Source organism: Mesorhizobium sp. LNHC229A00, from assembly GCF_000502415.1.
Lineage (GTDB): Bacteria > Pseudomonadota > Alphaproteobacteria > Rhizobiales > Rhizobiaceae > Mesorhizobium.
Map to the genome: position 1 here is coordinate 21,839 of NZ_AYWQ01000031.1, position 25,799 is coordinate 47,637.

Genomic DNA, 25,799 nt, shown 5'->3' on the forward strand with positions numbered 1-25,799 from the left:
CCTTATACTCACAGCAAGTATATGCTGGTTATTTTCAATTAGAGTATAAGCGGGAGGGGGTCGATGAGCGCCATGCTGCCTACGGCCGCGTTGCTCTACGAGCACGTCCGACGAGTGATCCCGCCGATCGAATGGCCGGCTTTCGCCGAGGATATCGAGGCGATCCTTGCACTGAAGCGCGAGCGCAACGCCATCATCCTGGCGCACAACTATCAGACGCCCGAGATCTTCCATTGCGTGGCCGACATCGTCGGCGACAGCTTGGCATTAGCCCGCACGGCTGCGACGATCGAGGCGCAAGTCATCGTGCTGGCCGGCGTCCATTTCATGGCCGAAACGGCCAAGCTCCTTAATCCGGACAAGACCGTGCTCATTCCGGATCTCAGCGCCGGTTGCTCGTTGGCGGAATCAATCACGGCAGAAGACGTGCGCTTGATGCGCCAGCGTTATCCCGGGGTTCCGATCATCACTTATGTAAACACGTCGGCCGAAGTGAAAGCCGAGTCGGATATCTGCTGTACATCCGGCAACGCCAAGGCGGTCGTCGAATCCCTTGGGGTTCTCCGGGTGATCATGCTGCCGGACGAATATCTGGCCCAGAATATCGCCGCCCAGACCGATGTGCAGATCATCGCCTGGAAAGGGCGTTGCGAGGTGCATGAGCGCTTTACACCGGCCGACATCCGCGAGTTGCGCGAAAGCCATGCCGGCGTGGTCGTGCTCGCCCATCCCGAATGCCCGCCCGACGTCGTGGCTGAAGCAGATTTTTCCGGCTCGACGGCTGCCATGTCCGACTATGTCGAAAGGCAAAGGCCGCCACGTGTCGTGCTGATGACGGAATGCTCGATGAGCGACAACGTCGCGTTAGCGCACCCAGAGGTCGAGTTCATCCGGCCCTGCAATTTGTGCCCGCACATGAAGCGGATCACGCTTGCCAACATCCGCACGGCGCTCGAGCAGAACCAACATGTCGTAACCATCGAACCCGGGATCGCCGGGCGCGCGCGGCTTGCGGTCGAACGGATGCTGGCAGTTTGAGCGCCGACCTCCGCAGCTTCTTCGGGCGGCCGATCATCATCGGCGGCGGCATCGCCGGACTGATGACCGCGCTTCAACTGTCGCCGGAGCCGGTGCTTCTTCTGTCAAGGTCGCTGCTGGGAGCTGACAATTCGAGCACCTGGGCACAGGGGGGTCTGGCTGCAAGTTTCGGCGAAGACGACGATCCGGCAATGCACCTGGCCGATACGCTTGCCGCCGGGGATGGTCTCTGCGACAGAGACGTGGCGAGCCGCATCCTCCAAGCCGCGCCCAAGGCGATAGAGGGGCTTGCGGGCTTTGGGGTTCCCTTTGACCGCACGCCGAAAGGATCACTGTGCCTCGGATTGGAGGCCGCACACAGCCGACGTCGCATCGTTCATGCGCATGGGGACGGCACCGGGCGTGAGATCATGCGTGCCCTGATCGCGGCTGTGCGTTCCACTCCGTCGATAGTTGTCGTGGAGGGCGTGGAAGCGCGCCGGCTGGCCGTGCGAGAGAATGCGATCCGGGGCGTCTGGGCGAGCTGTTCGATCGGACCTTTCTTCTTCGGCTCACGGCGGGTCGTCCTCGCCACCGGTGGCATCGGGGGACTGTTTCTCGACACCACGAACCCTTGGGGCAGTTGCGGACAAGGCCTTGCACTTGCGGCCCGCGCTGGAGCTGTCCTAGCCGACCTCGAATTCATCCAGTTCCACCCGACCGCGCTTGACGGCCCAGAACGCCCTATGGCGCTGGTCAGCGAGGCTGTCCGAGGCGAAGGTGCTGCCCTGATCGATGAAACCGGCCAGGCTTTTCTTCAAAGCGTGCCAGGGGCGGAACTTGCGCCTCGCGATGTCTTGGCCCGCGCCGTTTGGAACCATCTTGCGAACGGCCACCGTGTTTTTCTCGACGCCCGACAACGGCCTGGCCCGGCATTCGCTCGGCATTTCCCGACAATCGCATCAGCCTGTCGTGGAGCGGGCATCAATCCCGCGCGCGATCTCATCCCCATTCGTCCGGCCCAACACTACCATATGGGTGGCGTTGCCGTGGACAGCTTTGGCAGGACCTCCGTCGAGGGGCTGTGGGCCTGCGGCGAAGTCGCTTCGACAGGACTGCATGGCGCCAACAGGCTCGCCAGCAATTCCTTGACCGAGGCAATCGTGTGCGCCCGCTGGGTCGCTGAAAGTGTCGCCGGAACGCCTGCTCGCAGAACAAGACCTGCGTTTGCGAACGTTTACCCACCGCCCGCTCCGATACCCGTGCGTGTTTTCCTGTCGCGCGCACTCGGCATCGTCCGGGACGGTGAAGGGTTGAAAGCAGCCGCGCGTGCCTTATTGCCGCTCGCCGAAAGCAAGGATGCGGTCTCGGATCCGGCGGCTGTCGGGCTAATGATCGCGGTTGCCGCCTTGTTGCGCGAAGAAAGCCGCGGCGCTCATTACCGGACAGATTTTCCTCATCATGCGACTGCCGCCCGACGGTCCGAAATCACGCTCGAAGCCGCCTTGGGCGCTGCGCGCGAACTCGGACACTCGCCAAACTTGGAAGGGGCAAAGTGATGAGGCTCTCACCGCTTCCCACGGTCATGCTTGAGCCGCTTGTACGGGCATCGCTTCTTGAAGACCTTGGCAGAGCCGGCGACTTGACCACGGATGCCATCGTCCCGAAGGAATACCAAGCGGGAACCGTGTTGGTGGCGCGACAGTCCGGAGTTGTCGCCGGCCTCGATCTGGCGATGCTCGCTTTCCACTTGATTGATCCTGATGTCGAAATCTCGGCGGAGCGGGCAGACGGCTGCAATGTCGTGGATGGAGAGATCATTGCATCAGTGGTTGGCCCGGCCCGGGCCATTCTCACAGCCGAAAGGACGGCACTCAATTTTTTGTGCCATCTGAGCGGCATCGCCACAGCAACGGCATCGATCGTCGCTGCTGTTCGTGGATATGGCGCGAAGATCGTCTGCACACGCAAGACGACGCCTGGATTGCGGGCAGTCGAAAAATATGCCGTGCGCGCAGGTGGCGGGTCCAATCACCGCTTCGGCCTGGACGACGCAATTTTGATCAAGGACAACCACATCGCCATCGCAGGCGGCGTCCGCCCAGCGCTCGAGCGAGCACGAAGAGCGGCCGGTCATCTCGTCAAGATCGAAGTCGAGGTCGATACTCTGGCCCAGTTGGAGGAGGTACTTGGCTTCGCTCCCGATGCGGTTCTGCTCGACAACATGTCCCTCCCCGATCTTCGCCGCGCCGTCGCAATCGTCGGTGGCCGCGCTATCACCGAGGCTTCTGGCGGGATCACGTCCCATACAGCGCGAGCGGTTGCCGCGACCGGCGTTGATCTGATTTCGATCGGCCGACTCATCCACAGCGCGCCGGTCCTGGATATCGGCCTCGACCATCGGGGCTCATGATTGTCTGAGTAACGAACAGGATTTGGTCAACTGTCCTCTCCGATCGTCGACAGTCAGATAGCAAAGACCCCGCAAGACAGACCGGAGGAACAGCATGGACATGCAAACGGCAAGTTCAACGCAGACATCGCCACAGGCTCAATCCCCTGACGCTGGAGCGTGGACCCTGGAAAAGGCTCAGGCACTTTACCATGCCCCCTTCAACAATCTCCTCTTCCTGGCGCAGACCGTGCACCGCCAGAATTTCGATCCAAACAAGGTCCAGCTCAGCCGGCTGATCAGCATCAAGACGGGCGGATGCCCGGAGGATTGCGGCTATTGCAGCCAGTCGGCGCATCACGAGACCGGCCTGAAGGCGTCGAAGCTGATGGAGGTCAGGCGCGTCGTCGCCGAGGCGAAGAAAGCGCGTGACGCCGGCGCCACGCGTTATTGCATGGGAGCCGCCTGGCGGAACCCCAAAGCGCGCGACATGGATGCGATGGTGGCTATGGTCGAGGGCGTCAAGGCGCTGGGCATGGAGACCTGCATGACGCTGGGCATGCTCGATCTTGAGCAAGCCGCTCGTCTGAAGCAGGCGGGTCTCGACTATTACAACCACAACATCGATACGTCGGAACGCTACTACAGGGAGGTCATCAGCACGCGGAGTTTCGCCGAGCGGCTCGAGACACTCGAGCACGTTCGCCAATCTGGCATCAAGGTCTGCTGCGGCGGCATTATCGGCATGGGCGAGGAGCCGGTGGACCGGATCGACATGCTGGTGACGCTGGCCAATCTGCCGGAACATCCGCAAAGCGTTCCGATCAACATGCTGATTCCGATCGCCGGCACGCCGCTTGCCGATGCCAAGCCCATTGAGCCCATCGAATTCGTGCGCGTGATCGCGTTGGCGCGCATCATGATGCCGAAATCGCATATCCGTCTCTCCGCCGGCCGTATGGCCATGACCGACGAGATGCAGGCGCTGTGCTTTTTTGCCGGCGCCAACTCGATTTTCGTTGGCGACACGCTGCTGACGGCGGACAATCCCGGTGAGGACAAGGATACCCTGCTGTTCCGGCGCCTTGGCATCGAGCCGATGGAACTCGAAGCGCAATGAACGGGGCGCCGCTTGCCAGCTATGACGCGACCTTGCAGGGACTGGCCCGCAAGGACCGGCTGCGGACGCTTTCGCCCCGCGCCGGGCTGGATTTCTCGTCGAACGACTATCTCGGGCTGGCCTCGTCCAGGAGACTTGGCGATGCTGTTGTGGCGGCGATTGCGCGGGGCACGCCGGTTGGCGCCACCGGGTCGCGGCTGTTGCGCGGCAATGCACCGGAACACGAGCAGCTCGAGGCGGACGCGGCGGCATTCTTTGGAGCCGACCGCGCGCTGTTCTTCGGCAGCGGCTACATCGCCAACTTCGCTCTGCTGAGTGCCCTGCCGCAGAAGGGCGATCTTTTGGTTCTCGATGAGCTCGCCCATGCCAGCATGCATGAGGGTGCGCAGGCCGGGCGCGCACAGTTCGTGCTGGCCGCGCACAACGATGCCACCGCTGTTGAGGATGCGATCACACGTTGGCGCGCCGCAGGCGGCGTGGGATGCGTCTGGATCGCGGTGGAAAGCCTTTACAGCATGGATGGCGACTGCGCGCCTTTGGAGAGCCTGGTCGCGCTTGCCGATCGGCACGGCGCATTCATCGTCATTGACGAGGCGCATTCGACCGGCGTCTGGGGACCGGACGGCCGGGGGCTTGCCGCCGCTTTCGAGGGCCGCGACAACATCGTCGCGCTCCACACCTGCGGCAAGGCGCTCGGCGCATCTGGTGGGCTCGTGACCGGGCCGAGGACACTGTGCGAGTATCTGATCAACCGTTGCCGGCCATTCATCTACGCCACCGCGCCATCGCCGCTGATGGCAGTGGCAGTGCGCGAAGCACTCGCAATGCTCGCCGACGAGCCTATGCGGCGTGTTCAGCTGCATGAACGCGTTGCCCTCGCCGGCCGCCAGCTGGCCGAGCGCTGCGGCGTGATACCCAGCGGCTCGCAGATCCAGCCCCTCGTAATCGGCGATGTCAGGCGCACCATGGCAGTGGCGGCGCGCCTGCAGGCCCGCGGCTTCGACATACGCGGTATTCGTCCTCCGACCGTGCGCACGTCGCGGCTGCGCATCTCACTGACGCTCAATATCGGCGAAGCCGACATTTCCGCCATGGTCGAGGCGCTGGTCGAGGTGTTGGCCCAAACATTGCCGGAGGCGATATGACCCAACGCATCGTCATCACCGGAACCGACACGGGAGTTGGCAAGACCGTGTTTGCGGCTGGGCTCGCCGGCCTGCTCGACGGCTTTTACTGGAAACCGGTGCAATCGGGCCTCGACGGCGAGACCGACAGCGAGGTGGTCGCGCGGCTTGCCGGCTTGCCCTCAGAGCGCGTGCTGCCGGAAGCCTACCGCTTGCGGAGCCCGCTGTCGCCGCATCGTTCGGCCGAGATCGACAGCGTCGCGATCAAGGCTGACGATCTTAACTTTCCCGTCCTACCGACGCCGCTCGTCATCGAAGGCTCCGGCGGCCTGATGGTGCCGCTCAACCGGCGCACAAGGTTCATCGACATCTTCGCTGAATGGCGGCTGCCCGTTATTCTGTGCGCCCGCACCACGCTCGGCACCATCAACCACACCTTGCTCTCGGTCGAGGCGCTCCGCGCCCGCTCCATCCCGTTGGCGGGCATCGCTTTCATCGGCGATGAGATGGCCGATACGCAACGGACCATCGTGGAATTCAGCGGTGCGCCGCAGCTCGGCAGGCTGCCGCACCTCGATGTGCTGACGGGCAAAACACTGAGGGACGCAATGATTGCCGGCTTCGCCTTCGCCTCGATTACTGGAGGTGACTGATGTCGCAGTCCCATGTCTGGCATCCCTTCACCCAGCACGCGCTCGAGCCTGCGATCCCAGAAATCGTCCGGACTGAAGGCGCCTATCTCCACCAAGCCAATGGCGCGCGCATTCTGGACGCCATTTCGTCTTGGTGGGTCGTCACTCATGGCCACCGCCATCCCCGCATCATGAAGGCAATCGAGACAACCGCGTCGAGCCTCGACCAGATTATCTTCGCGGGCTTCACGCACGAGCCGGCCGAACGCCTGGCAGAGGCGCTGGTCGACCTCGCTCCTCCAGGTCTCGACCGCGTGTTCTATTCCGACAGCGGCTCGACCTGCGTCGAAGTTGCGCTGAAGATGGCGCTCGGTTATTTCCGCAACATCGGCGCGGCGCGCTCTCGCATCGTCGTCATGGAGCACAGCTATCATGGCGACACGATCGGCACGATGAGCGTCGGTGCGCGTGGCGTGTTCAACGCCGCCTACGAACCGCTGCTGTTCGAGGTCGACATCATCCCCTTTCCGGCAGCGGGGCGCGAGCAGGAGACCCTGGATCGTTTAGAGGCTGTGACCCGCGATCGACGAGCCGCAGCCTTAATCGTCGAGCCGCTGGTGCTGGGCGCCGGCGGCATGCTGATGTATCCGGCTTCAGTTCTGGCCGAATTGAAGAAGATCACTGAGGCCTCCGGCACGCTGCTGATCGCCGACGAAGTGATGACCTGCTGGGGGCGGACCGGAACCATGTTCGCCTGCGAGCAGGCATCGATCTCTCCAGATATCCTGTGCACCTCGAAGGGCCTGACCGGCGGCGCCATCCCGCTGGCCGTAACGCTTGCCACCGATGCCATCTTCCAGGCTCATTATTCCGAGGACCGGAAGAAGACGTTTTTCCATTCGAGCTCCTACACTGCCAACCCGATTGCCTGCGCGGCAGCACTTGCCAATGTCGAGATCTGGCGGGACGAGCCGGTGGCCGAGCGCATTGCGGCCTTGAGCGCAATGCAGGCCACCGGGCTTCGACGCTTTCGCGACAACAGCTTCTTCACCGACTGCCGGGCGACCGGCACGATCGCGGCGCTCGACCTGCGAACCGGTTCCGCAGGTTATCTCGCCGAGATCGGACCGAAACTGCGCGCTTTCTTCCTCGAGCGAGGGCTACTTGTGCGCCCGCTCGGCAATGTCCTCTACCTTCTGCCACCCTATTGCATCACCGGCGATGAGCTCGAGCGACTCTATGACGCCATTGAGGAGGCGGGCGAACGCTTCGGGTCCAGGCCATGAGCAAGTCGTCGCGCATTCTCGGGTTTGGCCATCATGCGCCTGGGCGNGTTCAGACGTGTGCTCTTCCGATCTCTTCATCTATGCGCTGATGTTTGCGGACGGATTTACCCGCCTGCACGGCAAAGCGAGCCTTGTTATCGCCGCCAACATCCTCAGCCGCCGCATCAATCCAGCCGAGCGCGCAAGCTCGGTCCTGTTTGCCGATGCCGCCGGCGCCCTGGTGATCGGTCAGTGCGATGATGCTGATCGGGGCATTCTCGGTGCCTCGGTGGCTTCGGACGGCTCTCGATACGGGCTGATCCAGATTCCCGCAGGAGGAAGCAACAAGCCGTTCCACGGTGACCTCGATCTCGCGCAAACCCGAATGAGGATGACGGACGGCCGCGAAGTGTTCGCAAAGGCCGTCGAGATGATGACCGATTGCTCGATAAGCGCGCTAGCCGCTGCCGGAGTGCGGCCACACGATCTCGGCCGGTTCGTGCCGCATCAGGCCAATACTCGGATTTTCGATGCGGTCGGAAGGAACCTCGGCATCGCGGNCAAAGGCCGTCGAGATGATGACCGATTGCTCGATAAGCGCGCTAGCCGCTGCCGGAGTGCGGCCACACGATGTCGGCCGGTTCGTGCCGCATCAGGCCAATACTCGGATTTTCGATGCGGTCGGAAGGAACCTCGGCATCGCGGACCAGGCAATTGTCAAGACGATTGCCGAATACGGCAACTCTTCGGCCGCGACGATCCCGCTGTCGCTCTCGCTCGCCAACCAGGCGGACCCATTCCAGCCTGGAGAGAAAATCCTTCTGGCGGCGGCGGGTGCGGGTCTCAGCGGCGGCGCTCTCGTGGTTGGAATCTAGCCGGCCGGCTCACGCGCGCAGGACTGGTCATGAATGGCGATAGGGCAACAGAACCAATGCCAAAATGGCCTTCTGAAGCTCGACATGAGCGAGCTGACGCAGCACGACGGGTGCGAGCCTCTGGATGAGTTCAAATGCATCACCCGTTGCACCAATCGTGCCATCTGAATAAAGCTCAATTACTAGGGGTGAGCCGCCCCATATATGTCCGATACCCGACATTGTTCACATAAAAGGCTCGATGCTTACACGCTCTTTGCTCTCTTCTCTTTGGTGTCTGCTCTTTTCTCTTTGCTCTTTTGCTCTTCCGTCTTGACTAGCAGGAGCCTGCGGCTTATCTCATTGCCGCGTTAGCACTCGCTTCGGCTGAGTGCTAAGCACGCTCCGGCAACGGAGAACCGTTCAACATCCGCACCAAGGAAATCCAAAAATGGCAAAGTCGAATTTCCGGCCGCTGCATGACCGCGTGGTCGTTCGCAGGGTCGAATCCGAATCCAAGACCGCCGGCGGGATCATCATCCCGGACACGGCGAAGGAAAAGCCGCAGGAAGGCGAGATNATCGCCGTCGGCTCCGGCGCTCGTGACGAAGCTGGCAAGCTGGTCCCGCTGGACGTCAAGGCCGGCGACCGCATCCTGTTCGGCAAGTGGTCGGGTACCGAAGTCAAGCTCAATGGCGAAGACCTTCTGATCATGAAGGAATCCGACATCATGGGCATCATCGGCTGACACGCTGCCGCCTTTCCTTCGCACCATCAAATCTGAATTTCGGGCGAAATGCCCAGGAGTAAAAAAATGGCTGCCAAAGACGTAAAATTCTCCCGCGATGCCCGTGAGCGCATGCTTCACGGCATCAACATCCTCGCCGACGCGGTGAAGGTGACCCTCGGTCCCAAGGGCCGCAACGTCGTCATCGACAAGTCGTTCGGCGCACCGCGCATCACCAAGGACGGGGTCACCGTCGCCAAGGAAATCGAACTTTCCGACAAGTTCGAAAACATGGGCGCGCAGATGATCCGCGAAGTTGCTTCGAAGACCAACGACATCGCCGGTGACGGCACCACAACCGCGACCGTTCTGGCGCAGTCGATCGTCCAGGAAGGCAACAAGGCCGTTGCCGCCGGCATGAACCCGATGGACCTGAAGCGCGGCATCGATCTGGCCGTGACCGAAGTCGTCGCGGCGCTCGGCAAGGCCGCCAAGAAGATCAAGACTTCCGAGGAAGTCGCCCAGGTCGGCACGATCGCCGGCAATGGCGACGAGTCGGTCGGCAAGATGATCGCGGAAGCGATGCAGAAGGTCGGCAACGAAGGCGTCATCACGGTTGAGGAAGCCAAGACCGCCGAGACTGAACTCGAGGTCGTCGAAGGCATGCAGTTCGACCGCGGCTATCTCTCGCCGTACTTCGTCACCAACGCCGACAAGATGGTTGCCGAGCTCGAGGACGTCTACATCCTCCTGCACGAGAAGAAGCTCTCCAACCTGCAGGCGATGCTGCCGGTCCTCGAAGCCGTCGTGCAGNGTCTACATCCTCCTGCACGAGAAGAAGCTCTCCAACCTGCAGGCGATGCTGCCGGTCCTCGAAGCCGTCGTGCAGACCTCGAAGCCGCTGCTCATCATCTCGGAAGACGTCGAAGGCGAGGCGCTCGCCACGCTGGTCGTCAACAAGCTGCGTGGTGGCCTGAAGATCGCCGCCGTCAAGGCGCCGGGCTTCGGTGATCGCCGCAAGGCCATGCTGGAAGACATCGCCATCCTCACCGGTGGCCAGGTCATCTCCGAAGACCTCGGCATCAAGCTCGAGAANGTCGGCCTCAACATGCTCGGCCGCGCCAAGAAGGTGTCGATCTCCAAGGAGAACACCACCATCGTCGACGGCGCCGGCAAGAAGGCCGAGATCCAGGGCCGCGTCGCCCAGATCAAGCAGCAGATCGAGGAGACCACGTCGGACTACGACAAGGAGAAGCTGCAGGAACGTCTGGCCAAGCTCGCCGGCGGCGTTGCGGTGATCCGCGTCGGCGGTGCGACGGAAGTCGAAGTCAAGGAAAAGAAGGACCGCGTCGATGACGCCCTCAACGCGACCCGCGCGGCCGTGGAAGAAGGCATCGTTGCAGGCGGCGGCGTCGCTCTCCTGCGCGCTTCGGCCGACATCAAGGTCACCGGCGTCAATGCCGACCAGGCCGCCGGCATCAACATCGTTCGTCGTGCGCTGCAGGCTCCGGCCCGCCAGATCGCGGCCAACGCCGGTGCGGAAGCATCGATCGTTGCCGGCAAGATCCTTGAGAACAAGGGCTTGACCTTCGGCTACAACGCCCAGACCGGCGAATATGGCGACATGATCGCCATGGGTATCGTCGATCCGGTCAAGGTCGTGCGCACGGCCCTCCAGGACGCGGCCTCGGTCGCCGGCCTCCTCGTCACCACCGAAGCCATGATCGCCGAAGCTCCGAAGAAGGACTCTGGCGCCGGCGNTCGCGGAGGCTCCGAAGAAGGAGTCGGCTGGCGGCGGCATGCCTGGCGGCATGGGCGGCGGCGGCATGGGCGGCATGGGCGGCATGGGCGGCATGGATTTCTAATCCAGCCCCTATCAACCTACAGCGGAAAGGGCGGCAGCAATGCCGCCCTTTCCTTGTGTGCCGAACATGATCGACAACTTGGAGTGCGTCCCGAGGATCTCGTTCGAGCCTCACCGCATGGTCGAGAATTAGGATCTTGTCCGATCGAGCAATTCGCGGGCTTAAGCTGGTCAAACCGGCGCCCCCTACGAACTGCCCGATCCTTGAGGATTCCGCTGCGCGACAATCACGATGATTCATTCAGTTGGTAGCTATAGGCGGTGAATCATGAGGGCATTGAGGAGCGTGGCAAGGCGCCCATCTCGGCATTTAACCACATCGAGCGTGATATCAGGGACTTTCTCTCATCGGACCGGCGGCTGGCGTTGAAGGACCCGGTGAATCATCCTGTTCTATAGTGGAGCAGACGCGCTCTGAGCCTCAAGATCAAGCGTTTCCTCCTCTGAGTATCCTTGATCTGCCGCTGGACATTCTCGTTGATATTGTTGAGCGGCTCAGCCCGATGGATCTGCTGAGGATGTCGCACACAAATCAAGAGCTGCGTGTCGCCGCCATGATAGTCGCAACGCCTCAAGAAAGGCGGATCCAGGTTCAGGCCATCTGTGGCAGCCCTTGCAACCGGGCTTCCAGCAGCGTCTCGTCGTCGTGGCCGAGGGGCCTCGTGACCCCGACGACTGCGCTTCGGCCTTGTGGGGCCTCGGAGCGGGCGTGGCAGCGCTTGCACCTGAGCTCCAGCGGTGTCTCATCCTCCTCGCCGAAGGGGTTGAGCCCAGGTCTCAGACCATTGCCCTGGAGGGCCTCGGAGCAGGCGTGGGTGGCGTACATAGCAAGGCCTGTCCCATACCTATGAATACGTTTGGCTGAAGCAGACCGATGGCTGCGCGTCGAAGCCGAAGCCGTCGAGTTCGCGGACAAACGGGAACTGCGCGATCTTGCTCGACATGAGCGTGTCGAGCTGGTCGCGGATCGCCGTCAACTTCAGCCGATCCAGGACGGCGATCAGCAGGTCATGATCTAGGGTCGTCATGACCAGCTCCCTCCGGCCACCGCTTCGTACTCGGCGAGTGGCCGCAGCAAGGTGGCCGGGGGTGATCTTGATGCGCTCGGCGCGCACCGGCCCTTCGAAGCCGGCAACGCCGACAAAAGGCTCTGTCGCAAACCTGGAAATGGGGTTGTGAACGGCCATTTCGGCCTGTCCGTCAGGCAGCGAGCATATCGAAACAGCGATCGACTGACTTGTAGGCATACCTCGCCTGTCGCTTGCCCATCATGTGGATCATCTCGATGCCGGAGAGGATCACCACGTCGCTCGCCTACGACTTGAAGCCGAGCATGGATCGAATGCGGCGCTTGATACGCCGGTGATCCTGTTCGATCCGATTGTTGAGATGCCGGCTATTGCGGATGCGGATCGGCTTCAGCGGTCGCCCGCGATCGCTGCCGCAGCCGGCTTTCAGCGTCGCAGGAAAGGATTGCTTCGTATTTGGTCTGGCTGCCGTCGATGACGATACGCTCCGGCCGGCCATGGCACGTCAGCGCCTTGCGGAGGAAGCGTTGGTCCGCCACCAGGTCCCGGTTTTCGCTAAAGAAGAACTCGACCGTGTCGCCGAGGATGTCGATAGCGCGGTAGAGATACATCCATGGCCGCGGACCTTGATGTACGTCTCGTCCATATGCCACTTGCTGCCGACCACACGCTTGCGCCGGTTGAAGCGCTCCAGCAGCTGCGGCGAGAAGTGGGCGACCCAGCGATGCACGGTCGACCTTCAACGCGTTCGGCCATCATCTCTTCCAGATCGCGCAGGCTCAGAGTGTAGGCCAGGTACCAGCGCACGACAGCAGGATCACCGACTGGTCGAAATGGCGGCCCTTGAACATCACGTGCTCCTCCACAGCTGAGGCGTTTTTCTTGCCATGCTCGCTTACAAAAAGGTTTGCGACAGAGCCGTTCGAACCGCATGCCGACACCATCGTCAAGGGCGGCCGCGATGTCCATTATGGCCACAAGCTCAACCTGACGACGGGCAGGCAGTCTGTTCTTTCAATTTAGACCAACTATGCGGATGCCGCCTCAGTCAATTCAAGAATGTAACCAATGCCGCGCACGGTCGTGATACGTGGCGTTGCACCTGACCTACTCAGGTGTCCACGTAAGCGATAGATTCCGACTTCAAGCGCGTTGGCAGATACCTCGTCGTTGAACGAATAGAGGTGATCTTCCAACTGCGCACGAGGCACGATGCGGCCTGCACGGATAAGCAGATGCTCTAAAATACATAGTTCGCGGCGTGCGATCTTCAGAGGATGACCCGAGACGGAAACCTGTCGGCCGATCGGATCGAAATTGAGATTGCCAAATACAACGATGGGGTCGGTCACCTGTGTCGACCGGCGCAGAATGGCTCTCATTCTGGCGATGAGCTCATCNAATACAACGATGGGGTCGGTCACCTGTGTCGACCGGCGCAGAATGGCTCTCATTCTGGCGATGAGCTCATCTAAAGAGACGGGCTTGAGCAGAAAGTCGTCCGCGCCACCGTTGAAAATAGCAATTCGCTTCTCGAGATCGTTGATGCTACTCATAATGAGGGTTGGAACTGAATGCCCGTCGGTCCTTAGCTGTCTCAGCCAGCCCAAGCCATCGCCATCTGGCAGAGCCAACTCCAGCAGGAGAATTTCATAGGTTGCGCAACAAAATGCCCTCGACGCCTGTTCCAGGTTGCCAACTACATCAACGGCAAAACCGCTATCCCCGAGCGCAGCTCGCACGGCGCGCGTAAGATCCACATGATGATCAATGAGCAGCGTTCGCATTTCACGTCCTATCAAGGTAGGACAGGTCACCGTCCGCTGTAAGACCGGGGCGACAGCAGAAGTCGCGCAACTCGTCGTAGTGTTCGTAACGCTCTTTCCGATGGGTGATCGCGGGAGCATGCAAGCCGCACGCCTGCAATAGTCGGGGATGGAACACGTGAAGACCTGTTGACGGGCTGAAACCGTCGGTCGGCCAGCCCACAATGCCACCGACTCTGCGTGCGATTTCTCTGCGCATCGATCCTCCTATATGGGTTGCGTCGCAAACTCCAGCTGAGGTCGCAAGGGCAGGTTGCGGCTTTGTTCATTGAGAGGACCCCCTGGAGGCAATACCAGGAGGATTCCCTGTATGGCACTTCCCTATTTACCAACCGGTCATTCCGAACCACGTTCGGCGGCTTTGAACACGCTCATTGAGCGCGGCTAGGTAAATCAAGGGTACGACCTGCCGGGTGTCGATGCCGCTTTTGAAGCAGGCATCGGCACCAGCTCGCTGAGCGTCGCCCGCGCAATTCAGCGGACGCGCTCGATACACCCAGTCGAATCGTGCCGCAGCTTGCCGCGCCGACAGGGCGCCCGAAGACTTCAGACTTGTGACCGAAGGTCTACGCCCAGTCCTCCTCCCATTATCCACCTCCGTCAAATCAAAGTGGACGTTCAATCTGAACAAATTACGCCATCGTATCACAAACCACTTACCGATCCCCGACATGCTCTAGCCTTAGTGCTTGTTAAGAAGGTCGGCTACTGTCTCTCCGCGTCGCCGGGCATCGGCGGCGAGCCACACCTCCCCCACCTCATACACGTCGCCGTGGGTACGGAACGGCACAATGACGTCAATGGCAGCCGACAGCAGGTCAAGAAGCGTGTGGTCTTCCACAGCAGCTCCTTGCGGGCTGCTCTTGACGAGTGAAAAGAGCTTTTTAAAGCCTTGGACCGGATCCGCCCCATGAATCGTTGATATTGATCCCGCATGGCCGGAGACGACTTCGCTAAGGTAGGCCCAAGCAGCATCATCGCGCATCTCGCCAAGCAATATTCGATCAGGGCGCATGCGCAAGCTGGCTTGCAACAGTTGCTCGGCTGTCACCGCACCTACGCCTGCTCGGTCCTTCGGATAGAGTAACCGGACATGGTTCTCGTGCGGGATTGCAAGTTCGAGCGTGTCCTCGATACTTATCAGCCTCTCTTGCGGGGGTATAGCGTTGATCAAAGTCTTGCTCATTGTCGTTTTGCCGCTTCCAGTAGGTCCGCAAAGCAGCATCGTGAGCCGCCCGCAAACGCACGCTCGCAAAAATTGCTCCAAGTCACCATGGTCGTAGTGCTGAAGAATCGTTTCGTCCTGCCGCTCTTGGCGCTCCTTTCGTGACCGCCATTGATTCCAACGCGAGTATTCGTAGCGAGAAGAAACTTCCTTGAGTTCGGTCACACGACTTGAGGGACGCCGTATCGTCAGGCTTATTGTTCCTGAGGGAACAGCGGGTGGCAAACAGATCTGCAGCCGCTCTCCGTTCGGCAGCTCAGTCGCACAGAGGGGGCTTTGCGGTCCGACATCTTGCTTGCGCAGCGCTCCAGCGAGGATGGCGATGTCCTCCAGATCGTCATAAGATAGCGGTAGCGGATGTTTCGTGAAAACGCCGGCCTGTCGGACAAAGGCTTCCCCAGGCCGGTTGATAGCGACCTCTTCGGTCCTTGGCTCCTCAAGCCATTTCAGAACAGGGTTGAGAAGCAAACGCAATTGAGGGTCAGCCTCCGGTCGCATTGTTGTCTCTCCGGCGTTCACGATGTTGGGGGGCTGGCGCCACGGCGGTCGCTCTAAGATCGTATACATCTGAGAAATCGAGATCCCGAGCCACAAAGATGGATACAGCATCTCCCTGGTTTTTCTTCAGAGTTGGCGGAACGTTGATCGTTGCTCTAAGGGTCGTGTCAACGGCTTGTCCGGCGTTGCTCTGGAAGCTGTTGATGCCGCTTCCTCCACCTGAGCTGCCAGCGTATTGACCGGCGGCCTGAAACGCGCCTTGAATGACGCTCATGAGCATTGCTCCGCCAAAGCGCTGCCAGAAGTGATTATCCACCGTGCCAGGCATTCCGGAGCGGCCGAGCTCGTCAGCGCCCGGCGATGCTAGCGAAACGAGGGCATGGTCAGGCGTTTCGATGCGCGTCCACAGCACGAAGACACGCGCATCCCCCTGTTGGAGACCACGCTGGATCTCGCCAATCACGGTCGTCCCGCGATCCAAAAGCACCACGTTGTTGGTGGCGCCGCGGACGTCTTTAGGTAAGACGCACTTCACGTAACCCGGTAAGTTTGTGTCGACTGCCGTTTGCAAAATGCAGGGAATTATCGTTCCTTGAGTAATCACGAGATCAGGGTGCGGCAAAAGTGTGGCCCGGCTCGGCTCCTGTATATCTGGCTTCAATCGCCCCGACAGATCGCCAGCGTCTGAAATCTCATCAGAGGTTGCGGGAGCATCCCTATGGTCGTCTTCGCTCCGCTGACCGTCGTTGGGCATTTGACCGCTGCCACTGTAGGCGAAAATTGGTGATTCCTCCGGCGGCGAATCAGCTGGCGCCGGAGGCGGCGTGGATGGCGCAGGATCTCCTGCCTGCGCCACCTGTACGGGTGCTGGAGGTTCGGGAGCAATCTCAATCGGCACGGGGCGGAATGGCTCGGCGTCGGCGACAGTTGGAGGTTTTGGCTGAGTTGGCTCGTCTTGTGTGCTGGGACGACCTCCGAGCCAGATGAGCGATAGAGATGAGATGAGAACAAGAGCAGCGACAGCCAACTTCTGCAATCCCGAAACATGCCGGCGGGCCGGCTCAGAGACCATCGATCCGGAGGCATGGACATCATGTCCCGACTGTGGGCCGGTTTCATTCATCGGCCGAGCCTTTCAAAACGCGCCACACGTCGGGTGTCACTGTACCGGTCCCTGGCGCTCGTCCCACAGGGTCATAAGCCCTGTTGAAAATGGACAAGACCGTATTGCCATCTCTCAGACGCCATTCCCGGGCGACTGCGGATACTTCAACATAGTCCCCTTTGACCGTGTAATTGGCAGCGGCTTCCTTGCCGTCGGGATTGATAATGTAGAGAGAGGGTATGCGGGAATTGCTTGCGAAGCCAAATACGGTGGTAAAGCCATTATCGAAAACTTGCAGCGGCGACAGCGATCGATCGCCCTTTGCGACGTAGTGAAAATTGCTTTCCTCCGGACTGGTAGTTGCGGCGGGCCGATTCAACAAATCCTGAACTCTCTCGTCGTGCAGCACTTTCGCCCGGCCCTGACCAAGAATCGAGCGCCTTTCTGCGTCCTTTCTCCGAGCAGCAGCCTCATCAGCAGGATAGGTGAACTGCACGCTGTAGTATAGGTCAGGTTGCTGCTCATCGAGTTTTGGCATCGCTCTCGTTGAAATACTGAAGACGTATCTCCGTGTACCGGACTCACTCTCCGCCAGCACGATGACCGGCTGCGGCGGGAGCATCCGGCTAGCCTTAAAAAAGAGATAGTTGGCGCGCGGGAGCGCAGCCAGGTCTTTGCTATTGGAAACGGCCACGGCTGCGACTGTCTCGTTGGCCGCGAATGTGACAACCAGCGTTGCCCCCACTGCGGTAGACAGGCGCACCACTTCGTCGGGACGGTAAGCCAGGTAGCGCATGCGCGCATCATGCTTGCCGGCAAGTGGTGTGTCTTCCGCGGACGCTTCCATCGTTAAGAAGAGTGAACAGACCAGCGCGAGAAACGCTCTTTTTGTCATGGCTGCACATAGCCCAGGTTCGATACGCTATCTTCCGAGCCTTGATAAGAAGTGACGAGTAGACCTCCCGGATTGGTGAGCCTCGATTGCCCAGGCAGACCCGTCAAGCGCTCGTAGCGGATGGTAGCTGTCCAGGTGGTCACTATCGGCATCTGCCCATCGACAACAAGCGTACGTTTGTAACGGATCTGTTGAACGTCCGGACTGATGTCGTTTGAAGAAATATGCCCGACCTCGAGCTTGCCGCGCTTGCCGACCGTGACTTGCGGCGAGGTGGGATTCGGATAGTTGAAGAAATCTTGATATTGCTGTCGCACAGCCGGCGCGCTGAAACTGGATACGAGGTCATAGGCGTATTGGGCTGTATCTGCTGTGTACCCCTCGCGCAGGCGTACATATTCCCACAGCGAAGCATTTATGACGGCTCGGTCTTGGGTTGCCGGCAGTCGAGAGACTGACACTTCGCTGTCGACGGTCCCATCCGGCCGGACCCAGAGGAACACAGGTACGAGCTTGGCCAACGGGACCATGGCAGCGATGGTAAATGCCTGGGCAACATTTCCTAGGACCGCCGCTGCGGCAAAGGCGATCAGGGCCTTTGACAGGCGCCGCGCAGACTTCGCTCGTGACGTTTGAAACGCTTCCACCTTCTTATAGTGGGCGGCTAGCGTTTCTCTCTCCACCAGAAGGGCATGTTCAGGAAATTTCACTTTGGCTCTTCCGCGCATTCGACCTGAAGATCCTCAGGGGTGGTTTCCCATTGTCCCACGTTCAGTTGGAATGGGGCACCCGCGCACGTCGCAAGCCCATGGCTCGTCTTGCAGGCGGCCAAAGCGAGGATTGACAGAAGTAGGCAATATTTCATGTTTTTGGCACCGAGCTTGTCGATTGATTAACCACCCGCCGTTTTGGCAAAGTGGCGATTGAGGCTGTTAAGAGGTCGGTTCGCACCTCCCCAAGAGCCGCCGGCGATGCTGCTGGCGATCGTCGGAAGCGCGACGATCAGAGCGTCACCAGCTAGGAAAAGCATGTCGAGCTCGTAAAGCCCGATGATCTTGGCTGCTGTCGTGCCCGAGAATTTGATCATCAAAAGCATGGCTGCCAGCGAGACTGCTTCGGCAGCGATTACTATCGTTGCAACGATGTTGAGGAGGAGAAGCAGCAGCCCGTACGAGAGCAGTTGGCCGATCCATCTGGTGGCTATGTCTCGAGTGTGATCAAAAAGGTAGCCTACAAGGACCAGGGGGCCGATCGTCAAGAGCACCTTCGTCAGAATTCCAACGGCATCGTAGATCTCGAACGCTGTCCACAGCGCGCCGTAGAAAATCCATTGCGCTCCCTCGAAAGCAAGTATGTCCTGGCCGTTCATAGGCCCAATTTCGGAAGCAATCAGCTGAAAGACATACTGGCTTGAAGCAAACATGAGATCGAGCTTCTGGGGGATTCCGATGAAGGGCAAGTCGCTGCCACTGATGTCGTGAGCCAACCTCGGAATCGTGTCGTCGAAGAGCGCTTCAATGTACTGCTGATAGTTGGCCTGCCCTAAGATAAGGGCGACGACAATCGACACCATGATTACGCGCGAGATACCCCCGCGCGCATCGACTTGACCACGCATGACCAGACAGCCTTGGATTATTATCCAGAGCGTGACACACGCAACCAGAGGCGCACTGACCGCCGCTTGGACGTTTTCAAGCACTTTGTGCAGCCCGGACGTGAAGGCCCCATGAAAGATCGTGTGTATAGTCGTGAATGGCGCGGGAATTTTGAAATTCATGGCGTGAGCCTGATGTGTCCCTGATCAGCGCAGCTGAGCCTGATGAACTCTGTGTGGTTTACGGGAGGATGCTAAACATATTAGCGGTGTCCTGATGTTCGCGACGCTGCGTGGCGGCCTCCTCCACGGCGTGAAGGCTCCCTTGTGCAGTGGCCATTGTCAGCAGACTCGTGGCCTGGACATTTTGGATCATCGCATCGTGAATCTGCTTGAGGACCAGACCGTTGGTCACGGTGGCCTGCATAATATTTCCCGAGCGGGAAAGCTGACCAAGCGTGCCGGCGTTATCCTTAAGGCGCTTGTCCATCATGCCCAAAGTGTCGGCTGCAATAGCTGCGGCATTGGCGGCCCCGGCGATTTGTCCCTGTAACAGTTTCGCTTCTGAATCGGTGCCGTTGACTATCCGATTTGGGTCCTTCGCAATGTTACGGGCCATAATCGAAGCTGGCGCCCGAGCATCAAACATCTGCTCCTCCAGCTTATTGCCCGACGGGTAATGATTTCCTTGGTTCAGTGAGCTTAGCAGTCCCGTGACAGCGAATGACGACGTTAGCATTGTCACCATTTCGATCGTGGTAGCGAGCGTCTCGATTGACCTCTCAAGGATCGCCGCATTGGAAATCGCTGTTAAGGTCGATTGTGTTTCTGTTACAGGGTCGGTGACGATCCATTGCGACCGGGCCTGTCCGTGAAGCAGAAGGGAAGCAGCAAGGGTCGTTACTGCAAGTTTGGCAAGTTTCATGAATATTCCTCCGTCAGTCTTGAACTTCATGGTACCGGGCCATGAACTTGTCGAGCCACCCACTTGGNCGATCCATTGCGACCGGGCCTGTCCGTGAAGCAGAAGGGAAGCAGCAAGGGTCGTTACTGCAAGTTTGGCGAGTTTCATGAATATTCCTCCGTCAGTCTTGAACTTCATGGTACCGGGCCATGAACTTGTCGAGCCACCCACTTGGGGCGTCTCCGTGCTGGTTACGAAGCTGGTCGGCAAAGCGCACTGTGTTGGCCCGCCCCGAGAGTACGGCTACGTACTCGCGCATCTGCCCAAGATCGAATTCGCAAACAATACTCCCGCTATCGCGCTTGAGCAAAAACTTGCGGCTGCCGATTGCCATTCCCTGGCGGATTGCCTCGAACTCCTGCGCAGTGCACTTCAAGCCATCGACATACGCAGAGCGGTCCGCCGTCGGTGATGGGTAGAAAATTTTCGTCATACATTGCGCAACGAGACTAGCTCCGAGAGGCGATTCCAGAACGTGTTCAGGCTGCTGCGTTGCGAGTATCAACATGCCGTTGTTTTTGCGGACCGTGAGCAAGAACTTGTCGATAACGGCCGAGAATTGGGGGTTCAGTAGATAGAATCGAAATTCGTCGCAGCTCATGACGAACCGACGACCATCGACGATAGCGCCCACTCGATGCAGAAGGTATGCGGCGGCCGGTGCACAGACCTCCTCATATTCCAGGAGCTGCGTCATGTCGAAGCCCGTAATGGAGGCATCCAGCCTTACTTCGTCCACGTCGCCGTCAAAGGCCCATCCAAGCGCCCCCCCTCTACACCACCGCTGCAGCCGTGCTCCTGCGCCCTCGGAGGGGCTGTGCAATAGGAACTCGCGCAGGCCCGCAAGTGAGCGCATAGGGGGTTCGAACGAAAGCTGACGAACAATGCCGCGTTCCAGCCGACGGCTTTCCTCCGGCGAGATCGGACCACGGCCGTCACTCTCGATCAGGGCCATCAACCACTCGCGCAGAAAGTCCCGAGAGGCGGAGGTGTTGTCCAGTCCACGCAGAGGGGCCAAGCCGCTCGGAGCGCCTCTGCGCAACGCAAGATATGTCCCTCCCGTGGCTCGCACCAGCAGTTCACCACCCCGATCCTTGTCGAAGAAGACGATCGCACCATTGCGATCGACCAAGCTTTGCTCAAGCATCGCGAGGACAAAGGTCATCAGCGTCGTCTTGCCTTTGCCAACGGGCCCGAATATTGCCGTCATGCCGACGTCATTCTCATGGGGGATGTAGTCGAAAGAAGTTCCACCGTTTGTGCGAAAGCGCGCAACAGCATTGCCCCAGTGGCCGGAACTGGAACCGCTTGGGAAGTTCTCAAATGAGACGAGCCCGGCAAAATTGTGTGAGGTGATCGCCCCCGGGCGCGTGCGCCACCTGTTGTTCCCCGGGAGTTGGGACCAATATGCGGCCTCCATGCCGATGCCCTCTTGGACGATAACGGCGCCCGCGTCGGCCAGCCGTGCGCGGGCACTTGCTGCGCGATCTGCAAGGCTATTGAGGCTGTCGGCATAGACGCACAGGCTCAGATGATGCGAACCCATCACGAATTCGTTGCTTGCCAGTGCGTCCTCTGCCTCGGCAAGTTCATTGATTTGGGTGAGAGCCTTGTCGCCGGCACTCGTCATCTGGCTGGACTTAAGGCTTAGTTTGGCATGAGCTTGTGGGCGAGTGAGGAAGGAAAAGCTCTGGCTCAGGACAAGCGGGAAGTTCGCGGACAGCAAGGAATTTAGCATGCCCGGCCGCGTCGTCGCCGGATATTCACGGAACGAAAACAATGATCCGACGGAGCTATCCACCGGCCTTCGAATCTCAAGCGCCCGCTTCCCGCAGATGACCTGGTCAGTGTAGATCGAGGCGCCAAGTGAGCCGGTAACCATCGGAACCGGAAGAAACCGGCAAGTCATCATGAGCCGAAGCGCCTCGCCGATTTCCGTGAAGAGCACGTTGCCTTTCTCACGAATGCCCAACCGGCGCAGACCGTAACCGCCGAGTGCGCCAGCAGTGATGTGCCAGAGGTCTTCCAGGCTCCGCATTTGGGTGGCTAGATCGTGCTCATTCCGTCTGCGGGACTTGGCAATCCGCAAGCCGATCTTGCCGATTGCGGTGCGGGGGGACACGATCAAAGTGAGGAAGTGATCGTTGCGAAAGAGCTTTCCCGACAGCACACGACGCTCGTAGGCCTCGCTCAGACTGCCAGCGAAGGCACTTTGAAACTGGCGCGGCGCCGGCGCCGGCACATCGTTGTGTCTCACAAGATGAGCGTATATCGAGATATTGTCATCGGCGATGTTGCGCAAGAGAGTGTTGAACGCGCGGCAGCGCGAGTTGCGCATCTCAGCGTCTTCCAAATCAAAGGGCACACCGTTCACATGTGCCATGGCCATGATCGATCCGTCTTCCAGAAGGACAACCTGATCGCTTACGTGACCAACATACGGAAGGTAGATCTCGCCAGACCTCTCGGTCCGGCCGCTGGCGCCGAACATTACACCATTCCTCTTCCGCGTTTCGGCACTCTGATCGGATTGGCGCTGACGCTTGCGCCTCCCCAGACCGGCCCGTCCACGCTTCTGCCGGCCGTCTGCAAATAGAGCAGCACGACGCTTGCCGCGTTATAGTCACGCTCAACAACCAGCCGTGCTCCGAACCAGAGTGGCGCGAGAACGATTTCGTAGAGCGGGTTCTGAAGGATAATGATAACAAGCCCAGCCAACATCATGAGCAATCCGGCCAGCGTCAGCGGCACCCCCAGAAACAGTGCGGGGCGCGTCGCCGCCACATAGAGGGTGCTCACTTCCAACCGGTCGCTCATCAGCCACCGCCTATGAGCGCCTTGCCCAGGAAGCTGGCCCCGAACATGATGACGATCCCTCCAACGACACCCGCAACCAGGCCAAGTGAAGCACGACCGAACATCCAAGAGATACCGATGGCCACGAGCCCGAGCACGGCCAGTGATTGTCCAAAGGGGCCAAGTATGAACGTGCAGATATTCTGGACCATCTTGGCAGGATCCGTCCCTCCGGTCACCTGAGCCGCGGCTGGCCCGCTGTAGAAGACCGTCCACGCCGCGCCTGCAGCAGCGGCCGGTACATATTCAGCCGCCATGCGCAGCATGGAAAAAGGCGAAGGAACACGCGTTTTAAGCGCACGAAGTATCTTGAGTGGCGTCATCATTGCATCTCCATGTTTCAATCGAATACGAGTTTGTTCGGGTTCGCGGGTTCCCGTGCTTTCGCAGCCTGGCTGCCTGTCGGACCGGAGGGATCGGCCCCGGAGCGGTCTGGCTGATACGAGCCCCAAATGTCCCAAGAATCTTGGTTGGGCTGCTTCTTTCTATTGGCCTGTTGGCTCTGCTGGAGCAGAGGCGGCACGGCTTTCCGACCGGGTGCCTCAAGGTGCGGCACATCTCGAGCAGTCGGCTCCAGCGTTCGCTCAAGGAGACTTGAGATGTCCTTTGCGGCCGACTCGACCTTGCGTACATAACCGTTGGCGAAGCCACGCGTGACGTCGCCCGTGTTATAGGCCGAGATGGCACGGCGAAGCGCCAGTTGCTGTGCCACAGCAGTGGTGCCGCCGGCATACCGGCTTTCAAGCAAGTGGGCGGCAGCCGAAAGCGAGGCGCAGGGCTCGAAAGCCCTTTCCGGCGTAAGATTGAGCATGGCAAAGTTCTTGCTGTTTATCTGCATCAATCCAACATCGACAGAATGTTGTGCTTCGAGGCGTTCCTTGATGCCCCGCGTGGCTTCCAGGTGGTCTATCCAGCGAAGCTGCTCACCTGTGGTGTTGTCATGAGCCACCAGCGTGTCAAAGCCACTTTCAATCTTGGCAATCGCGGCCAGGGTGGACGGCGCAACCCAGGGAGCGCATTTGCGCGACAGGCTGCGGAACTCACGCGGAGAAAGTGGCGCGGGCTCGGCTGGGAGTGACATGGATGTCAACAGGACGATGGCCAGCGGCCAAGCTGCAATAAACATTCCCTATCACCTACCTTTCCAAGCCGCCGGACGGGTTCTGGCCCTGTCCGGCACGCGCTTATCGGGGAGGTTTGTTACTGTGTGATGTTCAAGTTCAGCTTTTCGGTTTCAATTGAAGCAAAGACCGTGTTCGTATCAGCGTGGGTGAGCATCTTGCGCATGCGTGGGTGGCGCGGGCCCGATCAGCCAGCGACATCCGGAGCATCTTGGTACAATGACTCCTGTACAGGATTTTGCTCGTCCCGGCCGTCCGTTGCTCCTGGAGTGTGGGCCACGACTTTGGCGTCATGGATGGTACTTCTGTCAGCGCCAAGCCAAGGACAAAATGGGGAGCTTGGCGGGCTTGTTCAGGCTCGGGATCACCGTGGGGAATCGACTAAGGCGATAAAGCGGCCCAACTTTGCCGGTATGCTGCCGGTCCTTAAAGAGCAGCCATGCGCAGCCCTGCACACTCAGATCATTGCTTGAGACGCGAGCTCGTCCGCGAAGCTGGCTCGAAGGCGCAAATCCGCGCGGCGGCGAGGGTCAACTGGGAAGACGTGGCGGCGCAGCCCATCCTGGTGCGAGCCTCGTTCAGCTGTTCGGCCGCCGCCGCCAAAGGGTGGATCATGCACAGTCCAATCGGCAGATAACCGCACGTCATTGACGGAGTCCGACGGCGCAATGGACAAGCATAGTGACACGCTCAAGATGGAGGAGTTGCAGTAACTGAGAAATGTTAGCCCGGACGTTCACCGCAACCGGCGACCTGCCGGTCGCGAACAGCATTTGAGGCCGCCGGCCACCTTGGACGAAGCCGGCTTGGCAGGAGACACACTATTTTGCACAAAGGCCGCTGCAGCGAATCACGGCTTCTTCCGCCGACGGCCTCTCCGATCAAGCCAAACGCCGCGCTGCTCAACCATGTCCGAGCTGGATCCACGAGCCGGAGGATATCGAGATGATCCAGGTCCGCAAACTCAGGATGACCAGGATGCAAGGGCATAGCAGGAAACTTGGCATCCATGAGNAAGATGGAGGAGTTGCAGTAACTGAGAAATGTTAGCCCGGACGTTCACCGCAACCGGCGACCTGCCGTTCGCCCGAACAGCATTTGAGGCCGCCGGCCACCTTGGACGAAGCCGGCTTGGCAGGAGACATACTATTTGGCACAAGGCCGCTGCAGCGAATCACGGTCTTCTTCCGCCGACCGCCTCTCCGATCAAGCCAAACGCCGCGCTGCTCAACCATGTCCGAGCTGGATCCACGAGCCGGAGGATATCGAGATGATCCAGGTCCGCAAACTGCAGGATGACCAGGATGCAAGGGCATAGCAGGAAACTTGGCATCCATGAGGTCGAACTTGAGTGATATTGGCAGGCCTGCACCAACGGGGGAGCTCGAAGCGAAAAAGCGAAGGACCACACGGCAGGGTCATGTCGGCGCTTGGACCTGTCTGGTGGCCACGGGCTGCCTTGGTGCGGTCAATTCGCTGGGGATGAAAAGAACAGGACGAGCACGGCCTCACATTGGCCGCACGCAACGGCGAGTGGTATCAAGGAGCAGCTGTTCTGGGTCGGTGCCCCAGGGTTGCTCGGCAACAGGTTTAGACAAGGGGATTCAAGATTGAAGGTGTGCCGTTGAAACATGTTCTTGTCATTGACGATGATGCCGCAATGCGGCGCCTCATCGCCGAGTATCTCAC

Annotated in this window: 22 protein-coding genes and 4 pseudogenes; 11 read left to right on the plus strand and 15 right to left on the minus strand. The window is 59.9% G+C overall.

Annotated elements, in window-relative coordinates; translation table 11 throughout:
* Window positions 1–63 precede the first annotated feature (63 nt).
* The 11 genes and pseudogenes from nadA to X742_RS01000000170970 all read left to right on the plus strand — a co-directional run bounded on the left by nadA (window position 64) and on the right by X742_RS01000000170970 (window position 10,996).
* Window positions 64–1,038, plus strand: coding sequence for a quinolinate synthase NadA (gene nadA / locus X742_RS141530; RefSeq protein WP_023775326.1), 975 nt, complete (start codon window positions 64–66; stop codon window positions 1,036–1,038).
* Window positions 1,035–2,576 carry an L-aspartate oxidase gene (locus tag X742_RS141525; RefSeq protein WP_023775327.1) on the plus strand — a complete coding sequence of 514 codons (1,542 nt, stop codon included), beginning with the start codon at window positions 1,035–1,037 and terminating at the stop codon, window positions 2,574–2,576. Before nadA ends, X742_RS141525 begins: the two co-directional genes overlap by 4 nt.
* Window positions 2,576–3,430 carry a carboxylating nicotinate-nucleotide diphosphorylase gene (gene nadC, locus X742_RS141520; RefSeq protein ID WP_023775328.1) on the plus strand — a complete coding sequence of 285 codons (855 nt, stop codon included), beginning with the start codon at window positions 2,576–2,578 and terminating at the stop codon, window positions 3,428–3,430. Before X742_RS141525 ends, nadC begins: the two co-directional genes overlap by 1 nt.
* Before the next feature lie 100 nt (window positions 3,431–3,530).
* Window positions 3,531–4,529, plus strand: coding sequence for a biotin synthase BioB (bioB, locus tag X742_RS141515; RefSeq protein ID WP_051407800.1), 999 nt, complete (start codon window positions 3,531–3,533; stop codon window positions 4,527–4,529).
* Complete coding sequence (locus tag X742_RS141510) at window positions 4,526–5,674, plus strand: 8-amino-7-oxononanoate synthase (protein ID WP_023775330.1); 1,149 nt, start codon at window positions 4,526–4,528, stop codon at window positions 5,672–5,674. The genes bioB and X742_RS141510 overlap by 4 nt, the downstream gene beginning before the upstream one ends.
* Window positions 5,671–6,306 (plus strand): dethiobiotin synthase, encoded by a 636-nt coding sequence (gene bioD, locus X742_RS141505; RefSeq protein ID WP_023762822.1) that lies wholly within the window; start codon window positions 5,671–5,673, stop codon window positions 6,304–6,306. Before X742_RS141510 ends, bioD begins: the two co-directional genes overlap by 4 nt.
* Window positions 6,306–7,571, plus strand: coding sequence for an adenosylmethionine--8-amino-7-oxononanoate transaminase (locus X742_RS141500; protein WP_023775331.1), 1,266 nt, complete (start codon window positions 6,306–6,308; stop codon window positions 7,569–7,571). The genes bioD and X742_RS141500 overlap by 1 nt, the downstream gene beginning before the upstream one ends.
* Before the next feature lie 88 nt (window positions 7,572–7,659).
* Window positions 7,660–7,794, plus strand: a pseudogene (locus tag X742_RS1000000176250) (3-oxoacyl-ACP synthase); the annotation flags it as partial.
* Window positions 7,795–8,035: 241 nt separating this feature from the next.
* Window positions 8,036–8,425, plus strand: a complete 390-nt coding sequence (locus tag X742_RS1000000173440; RefSeq protein WP_245275653.1) for a 3-oxoacyl-[acyl-carrier-protein] synthase III C-terminal domain-containing protein — start codon at window positions 8,036–8,038, stop codon at window positions 8,423–8,425.
* A 430-nt stretch (window positions 8,426–8,855) separates the two neighbouring features.
* Complete coding sequence (groES, locus tag X742_RS141495) at window positions 8,856–9,152, plus strand: co-chaperone GroES (RefSeq protein WP_023775335.1); 297 nt, start codon at window positions 8,856–8,858, stop codon at window positions 9,150–9,152.
* Between the two features lie 66 nt (window positions 9,153–9,218).
* A pseudogene (locus X742_RS01000000170970) lies at window positions 9,219–10,996 on the plus strand (chaperonin GroEL).
* 868 nt (window positions 10,997–11,864) lie between these two features.
* Here the strand turns inward: X742_RS01000000170970 and X742_RS1000000173450 are convergent.
* The 15 genes and pseudogenes from X742_RS1000000173450 to X742_RS1000000176650 all read right to left on the minus strand — a co-directional run.
* Window positions 11,865–12,023, minus strand: a pseudogene (locus X742_RS1000000173450) (ATP-binding protein); the annotation flags it as partial.
* Window positions 12,024–12,195: 172 nt separating this feature from the next.
* Window positions 12,196–12,874 (minus strand): annotated as a pseudogene (locus X742_RS01000000170975) (IS6 family transposase).
* A gap of 177 nt (window positions 12,875–13,051) precedes the next feature.
* Complete coding sequence (locus X742_RS141480; protein ID WP_023775343.1) at window positions 13,052–13,810, minus strand: response regulator transcription factor; 759 nt, start codon at window positions 13,808–13,810, stop codon at window positions 13,052–13,054.
* 721 nt (window positions 13,811–14,531) lie between these two features.
* Window positions 14,532–15,572, minus strand: coding sequence for a P-type DNA transfer ATPase VirB11 (gene virB11 / locus X742_RS141475; RefSeq protein WP_023737143.1), 1,041 nt, complete (start codon window positions 15,570–15,572; stop codon window positions 14,532–14,534).
* Window positions 15,556–16,695: a type IV secretion system protein VirB10 gene (gene virB10 / locus X742_RS0139000; protein ID WP_031248713.1), complete on the minus strand. Its 1,140-nt coding sequence runs from the start codon at window positions 16,693–16,695 to the stop codon at window positions 15,556–15,558. The genes virB11 and virB10 overlap by 17 nt, the downstream gene beginning before the upstream one ends.
* Entirely contained in the window at window positions 16,688–17,572 is an 885-nt protein-coding gene (locus X742_RS141470; RefSeq protein WP_023775345.1) for a TrbG/VirB9 family P-type conjugative transfer protein, read from the minus strand. The genes virB10 and X742_RS141470 overlap by 8 nt, the downstream gene beginning before the upstream one ends.
* Complete coding sequence (locus tag X742_RS141465; RefSeq protein WP_023785251.1) at window positions 17,569–18,282, minus strand: type IV secretion system protein VirB8; 714 nt, start codon at window positions 18,280–18,282, stop codon at window positions 17,569–17,571. Before X742_RS141465 ends, X742_RS141470 begins: the two co-directional genes overlap by 4 nt.
* A complete protein-coding gene (locus X742_RS1000000173455) occupies window positions 18,279–18,437 on the minus strand; it encodes a type IV secretion system lipoprotein VirB7 (protein ID WP_081731114.1) in 159 nt (52 codons plus the stop codon). Before X742_RS1000000173455 ends, X742_RS141465 begins: the two co-directional genes overlap by 4 nt.
* Window positions 18,438–18,464: 27 nt before the next feature.
* Entirely contained in the window at window positions 18,465–19,352 is an 888-nt protein-coding gene (locus X742_RS141460; protein WP_023762840.1) for a type IV secretion system protein, read from the minus strand.
* Window positions 19,353–19,410: 58 nt separating this feature from the next.
* Entirely contained in the window at window positions 19,411–20,094 is a 684-nt protein-coding gene (locus X742_RS0139005) for a type VI secretion protein (protein WP_023785252.1), read from the minus strand.
* A gap of 160 nt (window positions 20,095–20,254) precedes the next feature.
* Window positions 20,255–22,624, minus strand: a complete 2,370-nt coding sequence (locus X742_RS141455; protein WP_023775347.1) for a VirB4 family type IV secretion/conjugal transfer ATPase — start codon at window positions 22,622–22,624, stop codon at window positions 20,255–20,257.
* Entirely contained in the window at window positions 22,624–22,950 is a 327-nt protein-coding gene (locus X742_RS141450; RefSeq protein ID WP_023679584.1) for a type IV secretion system protein VirB3, read from the minus strand. The genes X742_RS141455 and X742_RS141450 overlap by 1 nt, the downstream gene beginning before the upstream one ends.
* Window positions 22,950–23,255 carry a pilin major subunit VirB2 gene (gene virB2, locus X742_RS141445; protein WP_023673707.1) on the minus strand — a complete coding sequence of 102 codons (306 nt, stop codon included), beginning with the start codon at window positions 23,253–23,255 and terminating at the stop codon, window positions 22,950–22,952. The genes X742_RS141450 and virB2 overlap by 1 nt, the downstream gene beginning before the upstream one ends.
* 74 nt (window positions 23,256–23,329) lie before the next feature.
* Window positions 23,330–24,115, minus strand: a complete 786-nt coding sequence (locus X742_RS141440) for a type IV secretion system lytic transglycosylase VirB1 (RefSeq protein WP_023775348.1) — start codon at window positions 24,113–24,115, stop codon at window positions 23,330–23,332.
* 1,463 nt (window positions 24,116–25,578) lie between these two features.
* The coding region (locus tag X742_RS1000000176650) for a hypothetical protein (protein ID WP_280800206.1) at window positions 25,579–25,799 on the minus strand (221 nt) is incomplete at its 5' end.

Excerpts from the sequence above, each read along its gene's own strand:
- nadA (WP_023775326.1), top strand. The coding sequence starts at position 64 with ATGAGCGCCATGCTGCCTACGGCCGCGTTGCTCTACGAGCACGTCCGA.
- nadC (WP_023775328.1), top strand. The coding sequence starts at position 2,576 with ATGAGGCTCTCACCGCTTCCCACGGTCATGCTTGAGCCGCTTGTACGG.
- bioB (WP_051407800.1), top strand. The coding sequence starts at position 3,531 with ATGCAAACGGCAAGTTCAACGCAGACATCGCCACAGGCTCAATCCCCT.
- X742_RS141510 (WP_023775330.1), top strand. The coding sequence starts at position 4,526 with ATGAACGGGGCGCCGCTTGCCAGCTATGACGCGACCTTGCAGGGACTG.
- bioD (WP_023762822.1), top strand. The coding sequence starts at position 5,671 with ATGACCCAACGCATCGTCATCACCGGAACCGACACGGGAGTTGGCAAG.
- X742_RS141500 (WP_023775331.1), top strand. The coding sequence starts at position 6,306 with ATGTCGCAGTCCCATGTCTGGCATCCCTTCACCCAGCACGCGCTCGAG.
- virB11 (WP_023737143.1), bottom strand. The coding sequence starts at position 15,572 with ATGCGACCGGAGGCTGACCCTCAATTGCGTTTGCTTCTCAACCCTGTT.
- virB10 (WP_031248713.1), bottom strand. The coding sequence starts at position 16,695 with ATGAATGAAACCGGCCCACAGTCGGGACATGATGTCCATGCCTCCGGA.
- X742_RS141470 (WP_023775345.1), bottom strand. The coding sequence starts at position 17,572 with ATGACAAAAAGAGCGTTTCTCGCGCTGGTCTGTTCACTCTTCTTAACG.
- X742_RS1000000173455 (WP_081731114.1), bottom strand. The coding sequence starts at position 18,437 with ATGAAATATTGCCTACTTCTGTCAATCCTCGCTTTGGCCGCCTGCAAG.
- X742_RS141460 (WP_023762840.1), bottom strand. The coding sequence starts at position 19,352 with ATGAATTTCAAAATTCCCGCGCCATTCACGACTATACACACGATCTTT.
- X742_RS0139005 (WP_023785252.1), bottom strand. The coding sequence starts at position 20,094 with ATGAAACTTGCCAAACTTGCAGTAACGACCCTTGCTGCTTCCCTTCTG.
- X742_RS141455 (WP_023775347.1), bottom strand. The coding sequence starts at position 22,624 with ATGTTCGGCGCCAGCGGCCGGACCGAGAGGTCTGGCGAGATCTACCTT.
- X742_RS141450 (WP_023679584.1), bottom strand. The coding sequence starts at position 22,950 with ATGAGCGACCGGTTGGAAGTGAGCACCCTCTATGTGGCGGCGACGCGC.
- virB2 (WP_023673707.1), bottom strand. The coding sequence starts at position 23,255 with ATGCTGCGCATGGCGGCTGAATATGTACCGGCCGCTGCTGCAGGCGCG.
- X742_RS141440 (WP_023775348.1), bottom strand. The coding sequence starts at position 24,115 with ATGTTTATTGCAGCTTGGCCGCTGGCCATCGTCCTGTTGACATCCATG.